Source organism: Pseudomonas neuropathica (assembly GCF_015461835.1).
Classification (GTDB): domain Bacteria; phylum Pseudomonadota; class Gammaproteobacteria; order Pseudomonadales; family Pseudomonadaceae; genus Aquipseudomonas; species Aquipseudomonas neuropathica.
On record NZ_JACOPX010000004.1, the window covers coordinates 326,889 to 343,406 of the forward strand.

Here is a 16,518-nt window from a genome sequence, read left to right on the forward strand (position 1 = left end):
TTCTCCAATCGCCTGTGCCACCGCCATAAGGCGCCGCACGTAGCTTGACGATCTTCGAGCTGAACGCGCTGTAGCTGATCACCCCGGCCCAACGCTCATCATTGGCCAGGATCAACTCGACGTTCTGCATGTGCGCAATCAGCGCGCCGCTTTCGCTACGGGCTAGTAGATCCTTCCAACCACCAGCAGCCGGCGGCTTGACCACCGCCAACACCTGCCGGCGCACCGCCTCCAAACCTTCCGCGACATGCAGATCGTTGAAGTCGGTCCACTTGGCTTCCCGCTCACTGGAAAAGATCGGCGCAACCACCTGGCCACCGACAATCAGCGCCGCGTTGTTCGCTTTCTCTTCACCGGGGTTCCACGCATCGCCATTCGGCTTCGTGGTCTTCCAGTCGTCGTCTCGGCAGATGATCAGCGGGCAACCGGCGAAACGCTCGCGCATGGCCTTGCAAACCACCAGCAAATTGCCCGCATCAAACGCAACGGCCACGGTCAATGACGTGGCCATATGCAGACTTGCACCGGTCGCGTAGCCCTCACATACCAGCACCGGCTCGCCCGGATCCGGGTGCGGCCCGATCAGATGGAAAGCGCCCTCCTTCGACATGCCGTAAGGCCAATAGGACTTGTCCCGACCGGTGTCCTCTTGTTTGGTCGGGAACACCACCTGCAGTCCGACAATCTCGTCACGCACATTGCTCATCGGCACCAGAAACGCACCGGTGCGCGGCGCATACCGAACGCCGAAGCCAACAATCTGCTTGCGATCCAGATAGTCGCTACGGCCCTTCTCCGGCATGCGTTTGAACATACCCGCTGCGCGCTTCGCCGCACGACGTGCCCCGTTGGCCGAAATTTCTGCGGCGCGGCGTTTGGCCTCTTCCTGCCGAGCACGCATAACCTCGCGCTCTTCAGGCGACATCCGCCCGGCCTTGACCTTGATCTTCTGAGACTCACCAGAACGCCAGTCCCCGAACGCACCGAAGATCAGCGTCTCGCCTTTCTCAGTGCGCTGTTCATGAACGACATACCAGCCGTTCTTTTCCTTGCCCTTGTCTTGCGTCGTCTTGCAGCGGGTCAACTTGCCGAACACCAAAGGCTGCGCAGGCTCAAGACCGTAATCCGCGAATTGCCCCAGTACGTCATCGAGCATGGCGTGCCCCTTTTAATTCCGCGAGGGAAAGGCAGTCGACACACTGGGTACAGCCGGGCTGCGCCAAACGTCGAGCCTCGGGGATAGGACCATCGCAGGTTTCACAGAACAGAAACGAATGCGCCGCCAAAGCGGGCTTGGCGGCGAGGAAACGTGCAGCGAGTGCCTGATCGATGCGCTCCTGCACCAGGTCATTAGCGAAGTCGACGATATCAACCACGATCAGTACCCCGCGTCGTCTGATTGACATAGGTGGCGCGGTTGAACAACCCCAACAGCCCCTGAATTCCACGAAACACCTGCAGGCGAATCGCAGCCAGTTCCTCATCGGAAACAACCCCGTCACCAATGCTCTTGGCCCAGGTATCCGCCAGATCCGCGACTTGCCGGAAGTACTCGGCAATCCCGGTGGTCAACGTCTCCGGCATGTCATTGGTGTACGCCTCAGCCAGTTCCTGCCAAGTCGTATCACCAACCAAGGCATGCACTGCATCCAGAATGCGGCGATCCTTGGTCAGCTCCAGAATCTCGCCGAACTCTTGAATGTTTACCGTGTGGCTGGGGTGGGTTGGGGAAAGCTTGTGCTGCAGCGTGGTCGCATTTCGGCCGGTGGTGGCGGCGATGGCTGCGGCGCCGCCGGGGTAGTCCCGTGCGGCATGGTAAAGCGCGAGATCAAGCGGCAAAACTTCCCGCTGCGCCCGCTCAACAGAACTCAAAGCGATACGGCTCATGGCATTAATCCTTGTAAGTTGCCAGTGCCGCGCGACATGCAGTGGTGATACATTTGCCGCGTGGCTTGAAAGGGCCCAAACGCCGGCTAGATCTTAGGGATCGATACCGGCACCGTGCCGGGGCGAGCAATCCGTTGCTCACCCCTGGCGCAACAGCTGCCAAATCTGTGGTGGAAGAGGCAGCAACACCAAGGCTTCCGAGCCTTGGAAAAGCGCGATAAAGGAAGACGGTTGCATGTGGTGTGCCCGCCTACCTTTATCGCGACCCGACAGCGCTGTGGTGGTGCGTGCCGGGAGGAACTGGGCGACCTTTGGGTCGCCTTTTTTCTTACTACGCTGCGGCTTTTCTGATAGTCACTTCTTCCGTAATACCAAAATGTTCGAGTACCTCAGCCAAAGGCACGCTTCCTTCACTTTCCCGGGCTAAAGCTTTGATCAAAGAAACACTGGGATCCTTACTCGCATATTTGACATGAAGTCGAAGATAGCTTGATGCGATGTTGCATCGATCAGCGTATGCAGCAAGCCCCTGTGGGTCCAAAGTATTTATGTATTCGCGCAAATTCATGGAAATTGCCCTTCCAGACAAAAATTAACCTATTGGGTTATTTTTTTCAATACCCACAAGGAAATTCACCTTAAAGGTTAATCGCGCCAGAATCGCAATATGAAAATTTCAGACACCCGCCTTCAAAATTTCCGACGCGTCATAGCCGAGAAAAAGCTTCGCCTGATAGACATAGCGGATCGGCTTGGCAAGGCACCTGCCCAAGTCAGCGCCTTTGGAGGCAAAAACCCTACAAAAGGCATTGGTGACCGAATAGCTCGTGAGCTGGAAAAAGCTCTCGAGCTACATTCGGGTTACTTGGATATGCCATTTGGCTTAGGGGAGTTCAACAACGCCACCGTATTAAGTCATACAGGACGTAAGCTACCCGTGATGGGATCAATTGCAGCTGGCGCATGGTGCGAACCTGACGCGAATTTTGACCCAAGAGATGCTGAAGAGTGGATCGATTCTCCCGGACCAGTGGGCGCTCGGGCATTCATTCTGAGGGTCGAAGGTGTAAGCATGGAGCCAAAATTCATGGAGGGCGACAAGATTGTTATCGACCCATCACTTGAAGCATTGCCAGGTCATTTTGTTGCCGCCAAACGAACCAGGGATCAGGCCGCAACGTTGAAGCAACTGAGACAGGAAGGAAGCGAACAATTCCTTTATGCATTAAACCCTGACTGGCCTGAGAGAATTATTCGTATGTCAGAGGAATGGACCATTTGTGGCCGCGCGCGGTGGAAAATTTCTGATCTCTGAAGCCTGATATTCCAGCTACTGACCACTGATCCTGTACCCACCTTGAGCCACTTGAATGTCCCAAGACGACCTGCAGCACCAACAAGCAAAGGCAGTCGAGTTTTACGCTGCCGCGTTGAACGGTTGGCAAACCACAAGATTTGAACTCGATAAAAGCTTACTGACCTTGAGCGCCGCTGGAATCGGTCTAGTCATTACGTTGATCTCCACTGTAGGCGTGCGTTCTATTGAGAGCTTAATTCTCAGCCTGCTGACGATGATTTGCTTCGTCATCACTTTGGTCACAGTCCTCACGATTTTTGATCGAAATGCAAAATATCTTATTTCATGCATCTCAGACGCTGGCCCAATCAGCGACCCCATACTTGCTACGCTAGATCGCATTGCAGTAGTGTCATTTATGGGGGGCGTAATCCTAGCTTCCGTCATTGGCATCTCAACAGCGGCAAATGCGTATATAGATAAGGCGGCAAAAATGACAGAAAACTCGAAAACGAATTCCTTGACTCTCTCGCAGGAGTCAATGGACATGTTCGCGCAATTTAAACCCGTGGTGGCCCAAGCCAAAACCACACCAGCAACGCAAGAAACTCCGTCAGCGAATACTACCCAACAAACGCAGGCTGGCTCGACACAACAAACGTCGAATAAATGACCCGGCAGGCAAGACATAAAACCGCTATGTCCTAGCGGTTTTTTTGTGCCTCAAGAAAAAAACACCTTAAAGGTACATCGCAAAACTTGATTTATTAACCTTTAAGGTTAATATCGCCTAACTCTTCCACCACAGAGCGAGGCAACACCATGCACACCACAGCAACCCTGCACGTCCACCCGGCCACGGCTAACCCCTTCCAAATCTTTGAGATTCGCCGCCTAGCCCGCGAGTCCGGCTGCGCGTTTGTCGCCACCAAATCGAAGCTGAAGGCACGCGCCACTCCTACCCCATTCAATCCGAAAGGCGGAGGGCACGCGGCATGATCAAGTTCAAAATCGACAACCGTACCCTTCAGTTGCTCAACGCCCAGGTCAACCTGACCGAAACTTTCAGCCATGTACTCCGGGCTGCGCCAAAGCGAGAGTGCCTAGCGTTTCGCCTCAAAGCTGAACGTGGCATTACGGAAAGCACGTTCGTCGTGGAGCTGGGCAACGAACGCCATACGCTGACCCTGCCGAACGAAAAGAAGATGCATCTCAAGCTGGCCGACTTCATCGAAGAGATCGCCAACGGCCCGTTCGATGCGAGCAATACCGGCGACCTGCTGCACCGCCCTCACGCCAGCCGCGAATACGGCCGCTTTGAGGCATCGGATAAGCAGCAGGTGTTCGAGCTGGTGCGCACCGGCGGCGTGCTGAACCTCGACATGGGCTTTGACTACCCGCTAATTGTCGCGCTGCACCGCACTCAATCTCGAACAGGTGTCACCACCATCCTGAGCATCGGTAACAAAAGCCCGCACACCCGGTGCTTCACCGTGTACGGCAGCGATGCCGAGATCTACGTCAAGGTCAGCGAGTCCATCAACCACCTTGCTGCAGCGGCAACTCCAGCCGCGCACGCGGCATGAGGGGCAGACCATGGAACGCACCCTCGCCCAAGCCGCAACCCACCTCGGCCTGACCCGGCCCAAGCTGATCGCACGCATGCGGGAAAAAGGTCTGCTCAACGAGCGAAACCTGCCGGCCTACCCCAACCGTGATCGCGACTACCTGCGCATCAAGGACGGCCAGTGGTACCACGACCAGCTCGGCATGCAGTACAGCCAATCGACCCGGGTAAAACAACCCGGCATCCGCTGGCTGGCCGACCAGTTGAACATCGACCTACCTGCCATCCCGGCAGACAACCGTGACGTGGCCTAGGGAATACGCCCGCCAGATCATCGCCATGCGGACACGAGAGGAGCGCAACGCCGCGCTCCTCGAAGTGCCCGAACATCTGCGCGAGCTGACCAGAACGCATTGCCTGAACGCCTGGAACCACCCGGCCAGAAAACAACGCAAGGAGGCCCAACAAAGCCATGAGTAACACAGCACAAAACCCGCTACGCCTGCACCCGGCGCCGGAATCAGCCACCGTCGAATTGCTTTACCGCATCTTCGGCGACGTCCTGATCCCGCTCGACAAAGTGCGCGAGCAGTATTTCCGCAACCTCAACGAGCAATCGTTCGTGGCCGAGATCAGCAGCGGCCGAATCCAGCTCCCCATCACAACGCTGGACACCAGCCGCAAGGCACCGAAGTACGCACACATCCGCCACGTCGCTTCCCTAATCGACATCCGCGCCTACAAGGCCGACGAAGACATGCAGCGACAGCAGGACGACACCAACGAGTAACACCCAAAACCGAATGGCTGCCACCACCAGCCGAAGACTTCCCCAGGAGCACACCACATGACCACAGTTCAAATTTACGCCCTGATAGTAATCGCCATCATGATCGTCGGCGTTTATTGGCTCGCCTACCGGCACGGCTTCAGCAGCGGCCGAGCCGAGGGACATTCAGAGGGCTACAGCGAGGGCTATGACGTTGGCGGCTGTGTTGGGTTTCGGGACGGTCAAGCGAGCCAGAGCGCTGATAGCGCGGAAGAAATCCGCAACCTGCAGCACACCCTTGATCAGGCGCACGACCAACGCAAGAAACTCTACACCCACTACGAGCGCGCCTTGGCTGCCTCAAAACTTGGCGAACAGGAACGACTGACCCTACTGGAAATCGCCGAGAAACTCCGGATCGCATCTGAAACATTCAGCGCCTTTCGCACCGGCAAAAAGCTGGAACGCGATACCGGCGTCCTCCGTGACCAGGCGCTAGCCATGGCTGCTCTGCTGAAACCGGCCGAGCAGGAAAACGCCGCATGAGCGAAATCCGTCCCCAATCCAGCACCCACCGCACCCCGGCTAACGCCCCATCAGCGATTGATGCACCAACGCGCACTCAAATTTCGGAGGAAAGCGGCATGCAAATGGACCAGCACGACACCCAAACCACGACCGCTTTGCTCCGCAAGGAAACCAGCGTCGACACAGTAGAAACAAACAGTCTCTGCTGCGCAGCAGCAGGCATTATTCCACCTTCCAGCAGCACCACCGAGGCGCTTATACCCCACAAAAAGCTGCGCGAGGCAGCGCCCCCCAATGCCACGCTAAACGCTCAGAATCGCCCGCCCGCGCAGCTTGCAGAGGGGTATAAGCGTCCCTCACTGGAGGCCGCATGAGCGAAGTATCAATTGTTTTCTACGCTCCTCCACCAGCTCTACTGGATGCGTTACGTGACAAAGAATGCTTCGTCACCTCCTCTTACGGGAATTCAATTGAACAACGCGATGCCGCTCATAGGCGAGAGCTGATCCTTAAAGAAGAACTCGAATTCCTCACAACACGTCACGAAAAAGTACTTGCCCGCGAGGAGGCGTTAGAAAAGGCAATCTGCATTATGAGGGAGCGTAATCGTTGTCTCGGGCTCAGCCGCAGCAAATCAAACGGGGAGGACGAAATATGAGCCTACCGCGCTGGGTGATGATTAATCGTGCCTCTGAATTGACTGGCTATAGCGAAGACGCGATTCGCCACAAAGTGAAGAACGGTACCTGGGCACAAGGGCGAGTTTGGCGCAAAACACCAGACGGCCGAATCGCAATCAACATGACGGAGTATGACAAGTGGGCCGAGAGCGCACCTCAGCAAGCGGCCTAGAAGCGGAGCTGGCTAAACACAAAGGAATTGAAATACACGGCGGAAGCATTCGCGTCGTGTTCATGTGGCGGCGAATTCGTTGCCGCGAGACCCTTGGCTTACCTGTAACTAAATCCAACATCAAGCACGCCGCCCTACTCAGGGCGGCAATTCTTCACGAGATCAAGACGGGACATTTTGAATACGGTCGCCACTTCCCAAACTCAAAGAACGCGACCAATTACACCGTGGTAAAAGACGAGCGGATCGGGGCGCTGATGGAACGTTACAAACCGCTGAAGGCAGTCGACATAACCCCGATGACCGAAGAAAAATACGGCTATGCATTGGACATCTGCGCCGAACTGCTCGGCTCCGACCGATTGGCGGGCATCCTGTTACCCGAAGATATCCAGCGACTGCGGACTCAACTGATCGCCACCAGGGCGCCGTCGACGGCTAACCATTACTTGGCTACTTTCGCAGGCTTCTTAGCGTGGTGTGAAGACAACAGATATTGTCGTGAGGGGTTGGCGGCGGCTTGCGTCCGTTTTGCAATGATCGGACGTGAACCAGATCCACTGACGAAAGCAGAGTTCGACCAGTTGATAAATAAAGGCTGTTTACACATTCAGGATTCAGCTGCGATCACACTCGCCGTTTACACCGGTCTTCGGCCCGGGGAATTATGCGGGCTGGCAGTGGAGGATATAGACCTGGTCTCCGGGCAGCTACACATAACCCGTGCGATCACTGCAGACGGCACATTCAAAGTCCCCAAAACTGGCAAGCCTCGCACCGTGTTTTTGATGCCACCAGCCCTCGACGCGTGTAAAACCCTTATCGGTCTCGTTGCGAAGCATGAACCTAGGACAATCGAAATCTATATGAATCGGTATGAGAGCCGGATGGAAACGGTCACTTCCCTATTATCACCATCATCACAAGCCCGAAAGAAAATCATCAATCATTGGTTTGTTCCTACATCCTGGAACACCAAATGGGCAGCCATTCAAAAACGTGCCGGTACCCGACCACGCCGGCCTTACCAGACACGACATACCTATGCATGTTGGTGCCTCACGGCTCGCGGAAACCTTGCATTCATCGCAAAGCAAATGGGGCACAAAGACTTCACTATGCTAGTCGATGTTTACGCTCGATGGATGGATGATGAGTCACCGGATGAGCTGTCCCGCATTTGGAACAACCTACGATGAGATAAACACCGAAACCGCCCAAAAACTTGGGCGGTTGCCTCGCAACAGTCTCTATTGTTCTTCAATAAGAGCTGCCAGATAATTATTAGCAATAGCGAGCCTGCTGTTTAAAACCTTGATATTCTGCTCAATGCTTCGTACCTCTTCAAAAACGTCAGCCTCTGACACGTCCCTACCCACATCTCCGCCCAAATTTATCAAATCCAAATCACGATAGCGCCTATCCAAACTTGACTTTGCGAGATCTCGTCTAAAAGATAAATTTGCGATATATGCCTTGCATTCCGACTCAGTTAAACCGTGATAAAAAGAGGGCTCTTCAGGAACGCCCCCAGCATCATCACCGCGATACAAATTGTTTAGCGCCCGTGAAATAGTCCGATTAATTGACTTATTGACGAAGGATTCCGCGACAGAATTTGATATAGTCTCTTCCAACCGAGTTTCTCTAATCTCCTCAACTGCTTCAGGCGAGGCTTCTTGGTGAAGAAACCCATTGGCATATTCAAGAAATCGATCAGGCTGATACATATAAAAGGAATTAGATGTTTTAAGAATAAACTCTTCTATTAGCTCAGGCAATGGTCCGACGGTTTTCCCGCTTTGTTTTAGCCACCAGTCCTCCTTAACATCCCCCGTCACATAAATAACACCTACCCCCTCTTCTTTCGACTTCTCAATGAGCTGCAACCATCCAATATAATCACCATATGGTGCGCAACGGTCACTCAGTGTAACTCCATCTCCCCCTTTGGCAGCGTCCTTAAATCCTGGCGGTATTTTCTGTTGGTAACGAGCGATTCCTTCTGTGACAATATCTTCAAGCCTTTCGACCTCATACCCTTCACCCACACGCCCTTCGAACAAGTCAGCCAGCTTATCCTTTATATCATCCTCGTAGATGCGTCGATCATGAATCTCTTTATTCACTTTTAACTCATCAACCACCTTACAGAATGAATCCACAAACCCCTCAAGTGCTTGAGCACCAATAAATGGATGTTGCTTTTGGTTTTCAAAACCAGATTTCAGCTTAACTAAATCAGCTATAGCCCCATCGTACAACTTAGCCTGATCGCCTATCAACTTCAGTCTATTTGAAAAGTACTCTTTGGCAACCTGATTAGAAACCCAAATCCGGTCTTTCAGCAACTCAAGCACATTGATTAGCGCAGCACGTGTTGAGTCTGAATATCTATATAGGTCCAGTAAAACATTTGCGTCGAGAGCAATGATCCCGCCCTCCCATAGCCCTTTCAATTTCTCAGGTTCATTTGCGAACTGCCCTGGAAATAAACTTCTCATAACGATCCCTCGACCCGTCCCAAAAATGGCTAATGGACAGTATGGCACCGGCCTTGACTCTCGCGAAATCTTCAACATCGGTTCGTTGTAGTCTTTCCCAATCGAAGCAACGCACAAAAACCCTTGGCAGAAAATAAAATTCGCCCCTTTTTTACCCTAGATATTTTCACAAAGCTCGCTAAGCCGCTGATGAATAGAACAATTTCAGACCTGTCCTCCCACACGTTTTGCAATGATCGGTCGTGAACCAGGTCCCCTGACGAAGGCAGAGTTCGACCAGTGAATAAATAAGGGCTGTTTACACGTTCAGGATTCGGCTGCGATCACACTCGCCGAGTACTAAGGCTTTCGGCCCGGAGAACTATGCGGGCTTGCAGTGGAGGATATTGACCTCGAACCCGGACAGCAGCACATAACCAGGGCGATCACTGCAGGTGGCACCTTCAAACTACCCAAGACCGGAAAGCTTCGCACCGTGTTTTTAATGCCTCCAGCCCTCGATGCGTGCAAAACCCTTATAGGTTGGTTGCCAACTATGAGCCGAGTAGGATCGAGATCTATATGAATCAGCATGAGAGCAGGGAGGAAATGGGACGCCATTGCCGTCTCCGACCACGCAGGCTAGAAAGAAAATAATCAATCACTGTTACGTCCCACCGTCATGGAATACCAAATGGGCCGCCATACAGGAGCGCTGAGATACGCCCACGTCGACCCAATCAGTCCAGACATACATATGCATGCCAGTGAATGACTGCGCGCGGAAATTTGGCGTTCATTGCGAAACGGATGGGACACAAAGACTTCACTATGCTCGTGGTTGTCTATGCGAAATGGATGGACAACGCCTCAAATATTGAGAACATCCATATCTGGAAAGGAATTTCGAAATTGATGTCTAACTGAAGCCCCTGATAACAGGTGCGAAAAATAGAAAAAGGAGCCGAAGCTCCTTTTTTTTCATGCCGCCTTTGAGGAAATAAGTTGCTGTACCAACGCAATTTTAGACGCACAGCGAAGGTATACCGCTTCAGCATCAATATGAGTGACAGTAGCATCCAGATGATAATCTGATTTACAACGCAACTCATGCAGACTCTTCAGGGACCATCCAATCTGTTTCAAATGCATTCTGACCTGTTTATCAGCGTGCATATGATTTTGATAGTACGCCCCGAGGGTGGCGTGAACTGGCCCTCTTACATCAGAAACTGGAGGCACACTTATCGTATCAGCATACTCGAGAGAGACATGATACAAACCGTAATACGCACGCGATACAGCACTACGTCGCTCAGCCTCTGTACCGGGCACCGCATTCAGTAAGGTCAACGCTACATTGCTAATATCTTCATAACTGACTGGCATACCGCAAATCCTTTTACGCTACCGCGGAAGATAGGACCGAACGACGATCAATGAAGTTCACTACCAATCTATCCCAGCTTAAAATATCGTCACAACCGAGCACTAACTCAGCAACACGATCATTGATTGCAACTAACTGCGCTGCATCCTTCACAGGTAAAGGAACTTCAATATAAATATGCTTAACGCCGTCGAAGTTACTGAGCTTCTCATGCATAAAGCTTGCAACAAGCCCAAACTCAATCATTGCCTGCTCAACAAATGTACCAACCAACTTATATTCAGACAAAGAGATATTCATCTCTCCCAGATGGCTGATAACAGATCGTGCAGTGGCCATACAAGGCATATCCTCTATGACAAAAGTTGGATTTGCTCTCGCAAAACCCGCGACAATCTTTTCAAGATCTTCGTAGTCACAAACAAAAGTGCTCGTATGTACAATTTTTTCGAGTATTTCTGGAGAGCCTGGCGATCTTTCTAAAGCTTTAAGAAAATAAACTTTAGCCTCGGTGTACCTACCGAGCATTCTCAATGAGATGCCGTAGTTAACCAACCCGACCTCATCCATGGATAAGCGCAGGTTTTTAAGATGAAGCTCCTTAGAAGCATCATATTCGCCAAGTGCTGCTTTAAGCATACCGGAGAGCATAAAAGCTTCGGCAGCGCTAATAGCTTTCAGACGCTCGATATCACGCTCGATAGACTTAACGTCAAAAGGACGTTTGGTTTCCTGGTCGCTGAGGGCCTGGATCCTATCTGTGATGCCTGCGGTCGCAAGCTGGGGAACGGGCATAAACCCTCCTTTGAACGGCTTTCCTTGCCATAATTTTCGCGATCTCTACCGTGCATGGCGGACCGCAAAAACGCTTACCTATCCTTACATAGGTAAGCGTTCTCGCCTTGGGGGCGGAAGTCTACGTAGCAGATTGGCATCAAGCAACATAGTCCGACGAAACACCCCTTCTCCATAGCTCCCGAGGACGACATTTTCTCATCGTGTTAACCTCGTTCAACTCATGCTAGTGACTGGGACAATAAAAGAACAGCACCATTCGAAAATAAATATCAGGCTGTTTTGTAATTTGCCCCATTTCTGCCCCACCTATCCTTACGATTAACGCTAACCTACTGATGAATAAAGCTATTTCAGATCTGTCCTCCCACACTCCGATGATGCAGCAATACTGGCGCCTGAAGAATCAGCACCCGGACCAGCTGATGTTCTACCGCATGGGCGACTTCTACGAGATCTTCTACGAAGACGCGAAGAAGGCGGCCAAGTTGCTCGACATCACCCTGACCGCGCGCGGACAGTCGGCGGGACAGGCGATTCCGATGTGCGGGATTCCGTATCACGCGGCGGAAGGCTATCTGGCAAAACTGGTCAAGCTTGGCGAGTCCGTGGTGATTTGCGAGCAAGTCGGCGACCCGGCCACCAGCAAAGGCCCGGTGGAACGTCAGGTGGTGCGTATCCTCACGCCGGGGACGGTCAGCGATGAGGCACTGCTGGATGAACGCCGCGACAACCTGATTGCAGCCCTGCTGGGTGACGAACGTCTGTTCGGCCTTGCCGTGCTGGACATCACCAGCGGCAACTTCAGCGTGTCGGAAATCAAAGGCTGGGAAAACCTGCTGGCGGAACTGGAGCGGATCAACCCGGTTGAGTTGCTGATTCCGGATGACTGGCCGAGAGACCTGCCAGCGGAAAAACGCCGTGGTGTCAGTCGCCGCGCACCGTGGGATTTCGAGCGTGACTCGGCGCTGAAAAGTCTTTGCCAACAGTTTTCCACTCAGGACCTCAAAGGCTTCGGCTGCGAGAACCTGACCCTGGCCATCGGCGCGGCCGGTTGCCTGTTGGCCTACGCCAAAGAAACCCAGCGCACCGCCCTGCCCCACCTGCGCAGCCTGCGCCATGAACGTCTCGACGACACCGTGGTACTCGACGGCGCAAGCCGCCGCAACCTCGAACTCGACACCAACCTGGCCGGTGGTCGCGACAACACCCTGCAATCGGTGGTCGATCGCTGCCAGACCGCCATGGGCAGCCGCTTGCTGACCCGTTGGTTGAACCGTCCGTTGCGCGACTTGACCGTGTTGCTGGCGCGCCAGACCTCGATAACATGCCTGCTTGATCGCTATCGCTTCGAAAAGCTGCAACCGCAGCTCAAAGAAATTGGCGACATTGAGCGGATCCTCGCGCGGATCGGCCTTCGTAATGCCCGCCCTCGTGACCTCGCGCGCCTGCGTGACGCGCTCGGCGCACTGCCTGAACTGCAAATGGCGATGACCGATCTGGAAGCGCCGCACCTGCAAGGTTTGGCGACGATCACCAGCACTTATCCGGAACTGGCGGCATTGCTGGAAAAAGCCATCATCGACAACCCGCCAGCGGTGATCCGTGACGGCGGTGTGTTGAAAACCGGCTATGACAGCGAACTCGACGAGCTGCAATCGCTGAGCGAAAACGCCGGCCAGTTTCTCATCGACCTGGAAGCTCGGGAAAAGGCCCGCACCGGCCTGAGCCACCTCAAAGTCGGCTACAACCGTATTCACGGCTACTTCATCGAGTTGCCGAGCAAGCAGGCCGAATCGGCCCCGGCGGACTATATCCGGCGCCAGACGCTGAAGGGTGCCGAGCGCTTCATTACGCCGGAATTGAAAGAGTTCGAAGACAAGGCCCTCTCCGCCAAGAGCCGTGCCCTTGCGCGCGAGAAGATGCTGTACGAGGCGCTGCTGGAAGACCTGATCAGCCAGTTGCCACCTTTGCAGGACACCGCCGGCGCGCTGGCCGAATTGGACGTATTGAGCAACCTCGCCGAGCGTGCGCTGAATCTTGATCTGAACTGCCCGCGCTTCGTCAGCGAGCCGTGCATGCGCATCTCCCAGGGTCGTCACCCGGTGGTCGAGCAAGTGCTGACCACCCCATTCGTGGCCAACGACCTGAGCCTCGATGACAACACGCGCATGCTGGTGATCACCGGCCCGAACATGGGTGGTAAATCCACCTACATGCGCCAAACCGCATTGATCGTGTTGCTCGCTCACATCGGCAGCTTCGTGCCGGCAGCCAGTTGCGAACTGTCGCTGGTCGACCGCATCTTCACTCGAATCGGTTCCAGCGATGACCTGGCCGGTGGCCGTTCGACCTTCATGGTCGAAATGAGCGAAACCGCCAACATCTTGCACAACGCTACCGAGCGCAGCCTGGTGCTGATGGACGAAGTCGGGCGCGGCACCAGCACCTTCGACGGTCTATCGCTGGCATGGGCGGCGGCCGAGCGCTTGGCGCATCTGCGCGCGTACACGCTATTTGCCACCCACTACTTCGAACTGACTGTGTTGCCGGAAGCCGAGCCACTGGTGGCCAACGTCCACCTCAATGCGACCGAGCATAACGAACGCATCGTCTTCCTGCACCACGTGCTGCCGGGACCTGCCAGCCAGAGCTACGGTCTGGCGGTGGCGCAACTGGCTGGTGTGCCAAGTGAAGTCATCGTGCGTGCCCGCGAGCACTTGAGCCGACTGGAAGAAACCGCTTTGCCGCATGAAGCGCCGAAACCTGCAGCCAAAGGCAAACCGGTAACGCCGCAGCAAAGCGACATGTTCGCCAGCCTGCCACACCCGGTTCTCGATGAGCTGGCTAAACTGGATCTGGATGACCTGACCCCGCGCCGAGCTCTCGAAATGCTCTATGCACTGAAGAACCGGATATAAGCACTGAAGAAGCGGATATAACGCAAACGGCTTCAAGCTGTTAGAATCTCGCGCGGTTTGGGATGCTGCTGGCTAATAGCCTGGCCAGCAGGTATCGCTCCCGAACCTGGCGACCCCAACCGTGAAGGGGCAACGCTGCCGCCGCCTGAGGAGAAAATTAGAAATGACCTTCGTCGTCACCGACAACTGCATCAAGTGCAAGTACACCGACTGCGTAGAAGTGTGTCCGGTGGACTGCTTTTACGAAGGCCCGAACTTCCTGGTGATTCACCCGGATGAGTGCATCGACTGCGCCCTGTGCGAACCGGAATGCCCGGCCGTAGCCATTTTCTCCGAGGACGAAGTTCCGGAAGAGATGCAGGAGTTCATTCAACTCAACGTTGAGCTGGCTGAAATCTGGCCGAACATCACCGAGAAGAAAGAATCGCTGCCAGATGCCGAAGAGTGGGATGGCGTCAAAGGCAAGATCAAAGACCTCGAACGCTGATCAGCCCCGCGCTCGAACGAAAAGGCCCCTCGCGGGCCTTTTTACTTTTCTGCAGGCGAAAAAAGGGGCGGTATGACCCGCCCACATTTTTCCCTATTCCCTGTATTCCTTTTCATCGTCCTGATGAATCGCGTCCTGCGATGTCCGTTCCCCTCTTCCTTGAAGGGCGTGTCTGTCCGTCGACACAGCCCCGATACTAGAGAGTTCCCTGACAAGAGCAATCGGCTGTGGGTGCCGAAAAAAATTGTCATAAGCACTTAATGTTAAAAAATAAACATATAAAACAATAAGTTAGATTGAGACGATGGCCGCAATCGACGTCTGCCGTCTTGTAAAAATAGGGAACACTTACGAGAGAGTAAGCCAAGGCTTACACCGCGAGACTACAAAGGATGGAAATGCCAACCGTACGTCCGACAATGAAAAAGAGCGGCGGAATGCCCAGCAAATCGAGGCTAACAAAAAACCCCGAACCAGTCGGGGCTTCTTGCGGGCGAGCGTGTGAGGCGCTTACTGGAACAGCGACTCGCTCGACAGGCCATTCTTCTCGAGGATTTCACGAAGGCGCTTGAGGCCTTCTACCTGGATCTGCCGCACCCGTTCCCGGGTCAGGCCGATCTCCAGGCCTACATCTTCCAGCGTGCTGCTCTCGTGGCCGCGCAGACCGAAGCGGCGTACAACCACCTCGCGCTGCTTGTCGGTCAACTCCGACAGCCATTGATCGATGCTCTGCGACAGGTCGTCATCCTGCAGCAATTCACAAGGATCGGTCGGACGATCGTCGGTAAGGGTGTCCAGCAGGGTTTTATCCGAATCCGGACCCAGCGAGACGTCGACAGAAGAAACCCGCTCGTTCAGGCCAAGCATGCGCTTGACCTCGCCCACCGGTTTTTCCAGCAGGTTGGCGATTTCTTCGGGTGAAGGTTCGTGGTCGAGCTTTTGTGTCAGCTCCCGTGCAGCCCGCAGGTACACGTTGAGCTCCTTGACCACATGGATCGGCAACCGGATGGTCCGGGTCTGATTCATGATCGCGCGCTCGATGGTCTGACGAATCCACCAGGTCGCATAGGTCGAGAAGCGGAAGCCGCGCTCGGGATCGAACTTTTCCACCGCCCGGATCAATCCGAGGTTGCCCTCTTCGATCAGATCCAGCAGCGACAGCCCCCGATTGACGTAACGCCGGGCGATTTTGACCACCAGCCGCAGGTTACTTTCAATCATGCGCTTGCGCCCGGCCGGATCGCCACTTTGCGACAGTCGCGCAAAATGAACTTCTTCTTCCGGAGAGAGCAGTGGGGAAAAGCCGATTTCGTTGAGATACAACTGCGTGGCATCAAGTGCACGCGTGTAGTCGATGTACTTATGTTGTTTAAGTGAAGCGGAGTGTTTGGATTTGGAACGAACGGAAGGTGGAGCAGCCCCTTCATCATTCGACATCGAAGATTCCGAATCGATGCCGGTCTCCATAAGGAGAACCTCATCGTCGATGTCAAACTCCGGCACTTCTTTACTGAGAGCCATTGTTATAGTCCTTTGGTGAGT

18 protein-coding genes and 1 pseudogene are annotated in these 16,518 nt (G+C 54.1%); 11 read left to right on the plus strand and 8 right to left on the minus strand.

Annotated features, from left to right (window positions below):
* Positions 1 to 4 precede the first annotated feature (4 nt).
* The 4 genes and pseudogenes from H8F23_RS07405 to H8F23_RS07420 form a co-directional block, all read right to left on the minus strand.
* Positions 5 to 1,156, minus strand: a pseudogene (locus H8F23_RS07405) (toprim domain-containing protein); the annotation flags it as partial.
* Positions 1,146 to 1,376 (minus strand): TraR/DksA family transcriptional regulator, encoded by a 231-nt coding sequence (locus tag H8F23_RS07410; RefSeq protein WP_194933913.1) that lies wholly within the window; start codon positions 1,374 to 1,376, stop codon positions 1,146 to 1,148. The pseudogene H8F23_RS07405 and the gene H8F23_RS07410, both read right to left, overlap by 11 nt.
* On the minus strand, positions 1,369 to 1,887 hold the full coding sequence (locus H8F23_RS07415; RefSeq protein WP_083352342.1) for a phage regulatory CII family protein: 519 nt from the start codon (positions 1,885 to 1,887) through the stop codon (positions 1,369 to 1,371). Before H8F23_RS07415 ends, H8F23_RS07410 begins: the two co-directional genes overlap by 8 nt.
* A 331-nt stretch (positions 1,888 to 2,218) precedes the next feature.
* Entirely contained in the window at positions 2,219 to 2,455 is a 237-nt protein-coding gene (locus tag H8F23_RS07420; protein ID WP_194933914.1) for a hypothetical protein, read from the minus strand.
* Between the two features lie 99 nt (positions 2,456 to 2,554).
* Here H8F23_RS07420 and H8F23_RS07425 point away from each other — a divergent pair, with 99 nt between their 5' ends.
* The 9 genes from H8F23_RS07425 (at position 2,555) to H8F23_RS07465 (ending at position 8,099) form a co-directional block, all read left to right on the plus strand.
* Positions 2,555 to 3,202 carry a LexA family protein gene (locus tag H8F23_RS07425; protein WP_194933915.1) on the plus strand — a complete coding sequence of 216 codons (648 nt, stop codon included), beginning with the start codon at positions 2,555 to 2,557 and terminating at the stop codon, positions 3,200 to 3,202.
* 55 nt (positions 3,203 to 3,257) lie between these two features.
* On the plus strand, positions 3,258 to 3,857 hold the full coding sequence (locus tag H8F23_RS07430) for a hypothetical protein (RefSeq protein WP_194933916.1): 600 nt from the start codon (positions 3,258 to 3,260) through the stop codon (positions 3,855 to 3,857).
* 322 nt (positions 3,858 to 4,179) lie between these two features.
* Positions 4,180 to 4,770: a hypothetical protein gene (locus H8F23_RS07435; RefSeq protein ID WP_194933917.1), complete on the plus strand. Its 591-nt coding sequence runs from the start codon at positions 4,180 to 4,182 to the stop codon at positions 4,768 to 4,770.
* Between the two features lie 10 nt (positions 4,771 to 4,780).
* Positions 4,781 to 5,065, plus strand: a complete 285-nt coding sequence (locus tag H8F23_RS07440) for a phage antirepressor KilAC domain-containing protein (protein WP_194933918.1) — start codon at positions 4,781 to 4,783, stop codon at positions 5,063 to 5,065.
* A 158-nt stretch (positions 5,066 to 5,223) separates the two neighbouring features.
* Positions 5,224 to 5,541: a pyocin activator PrtN family protein gene (locus H8F23_RS07445; protein WP_083366740.1), complete on the plus strand. Its 318-nt coding sequence runs from the start codon at positions 5,224 to 5,226 to the stop codon at positions 5,539 to 5,541.
* A 57-nt stretch (positions 5,542 to 5,598) separates the two neighbouring features.
* On the plus strand, positions 5,599 to 6,066 hold the full coding sequence (locus H8F23_RS07450; protein ID WP_194933919.1) for a FliH/SctL family protein: 468 nt from the start codon (positions 5,599 to 5,601) through the stop codon (positions 6,064 to 6,066).
* The gene (locus tag H8F23_RS07455; RefSeq protein ID WP_228759140.1) at positions 6,063 to 6,422 is read left to right on the plus strand and encodes a hypothetical protein; all 360 of its coding nucleotides are present in this window, start codon (positions 6,063 to 6,065) and stop codon (positions 6,420 to 6,422) included. Before H8F23_RS07450 ends, H8F23_RS07455 begins: the two co-directional genes overlap by 4 nt.
* The gene (locus tag H8F23_RS07460; RefSeq protein ID WP_194933920.1) at positions 6,419 to 6,706 is read left to right on the plus strand and encodes a hypothetical protein; all 288 of its coding nucleotides are present in this window, start codon (positions 6,419 to 6,421) and stop codon (positions 6,704 to 6,706) included. Before H8F23_RS07455 ends, H8F23_RS07460 begins: the two co-directional genes overlap by 4 nt.
* A gap of 160 nt (positions 6,707 to 6,866) precedes the next feature.
* Positions 6,867 to 8,099 carry an Arm DNA-binding domain-containing protein gene (locus H8F23_RS07465; RefSeq protein ID WP_194933921.1) on the plus strand — a complete coding sequence of 411 codons (1,233 nt, stop codon included), beginning with the start codon at positions 6,867 to 6,869 and terminating at the stop codon, positions 8,097 to 8,099.
* 51 nt (positions 8,100 to 8,150) lie between these two features.
* Here the strand turns inward: H8F23_RS07465 and H8F23_RS07470 are convergent, their stop codons facing one another.
* The 3 genes from H8F23_RS07470 to H8F23_RS07480 all read right to left on the minus strand — a co-directional run bounded on the left by H8F23_RS07470 (position 8,151) and on the right by H8F23_RS07480 (position 11,568).
* Complete coding sequence (locus H8F23_RS07470) at positions 8,151 to 9,404, minus strand: PIN-like domain-containing protein (RefSeq protein ID WP_194933922.1); 1,254 nt, start codon at positions 9,402 to 9,404, stop codon at positions 8,151 to 8,153.
* Positions 9,405 to 10,364: 960 nt separating this feature from the next.
* Positions 10,365 to 10,772 (minus strand): hypothetical protein, encoded by a 408-nt coding sequence (locus H8F23_RS07475; RefSeq protein WP_194933923.1) that lies wholly within the window; start codon positions 10,770 to 10,772, stop codon positions 10,365 to 10,367.
* A 13-nt stretch (positions 10,773 to 10,785) separates the two neighbouring features.
* Entirely contained in the window at positions 10,786 to 11,568 is a 783-nt protein-coding gene (locus H8F23_RS07480; RefSeq protein ID WP_194933924.1) for a tetratricopeptide repeat protein, read from the minus strand.
* Between the two features lie 350 nt (positions 11,569 to 11,918).
* On the opposite strand from H8F23_RS07480, the gene mutS reads away from it, so the two are divergent.
* Positions 11,919 to 14,489 carry a DNA mismatch repair protein MutS gene (gene mutS, locus H8F23_RS07485; RefSeq protein ID WP_194933949.1) on the plus strand — a complete coding sequence of 857 codons (2,571 nt, stop codon included), beginning with the start codon at positions 11,919 to 11,921 and terminating at the stop codon, positions 14,487 to 14,489.
* Positions 14,490 to 14,652: 163 nt separating this feature from the next.
* Complete coding sequence (gene fdxA / locus H8F23_RS07490) at positions 14,653 to 14,976, plus strand: ferredoxin FdxA (protein ID WP_007908827.1); 324 nt, start codon at positions 14,653 to 14,655, stop codon at positions 14,974 to 14,976.
* 510 nt (positions 14,977 to 15,486) lie between these two features.
* Here fdxA and rpoS read toward each other — a convergent pair.
* Positions 15,487 to 16,497 (minus strand): RNA polymerase sigma factor RpoS, encoded by a 1,011-nt coding sequence (rpoS, locus tag H8F23_RS07495; RefSeq protein ID WP_038357938.1) that lies wholly within the window; start codon positions 16,495 to 16,497, stop codon positions 15,487 to 15,489.
* Between the last annotated feature and the right edge of the window lie 21 nt (positions 16,498 to 16,518).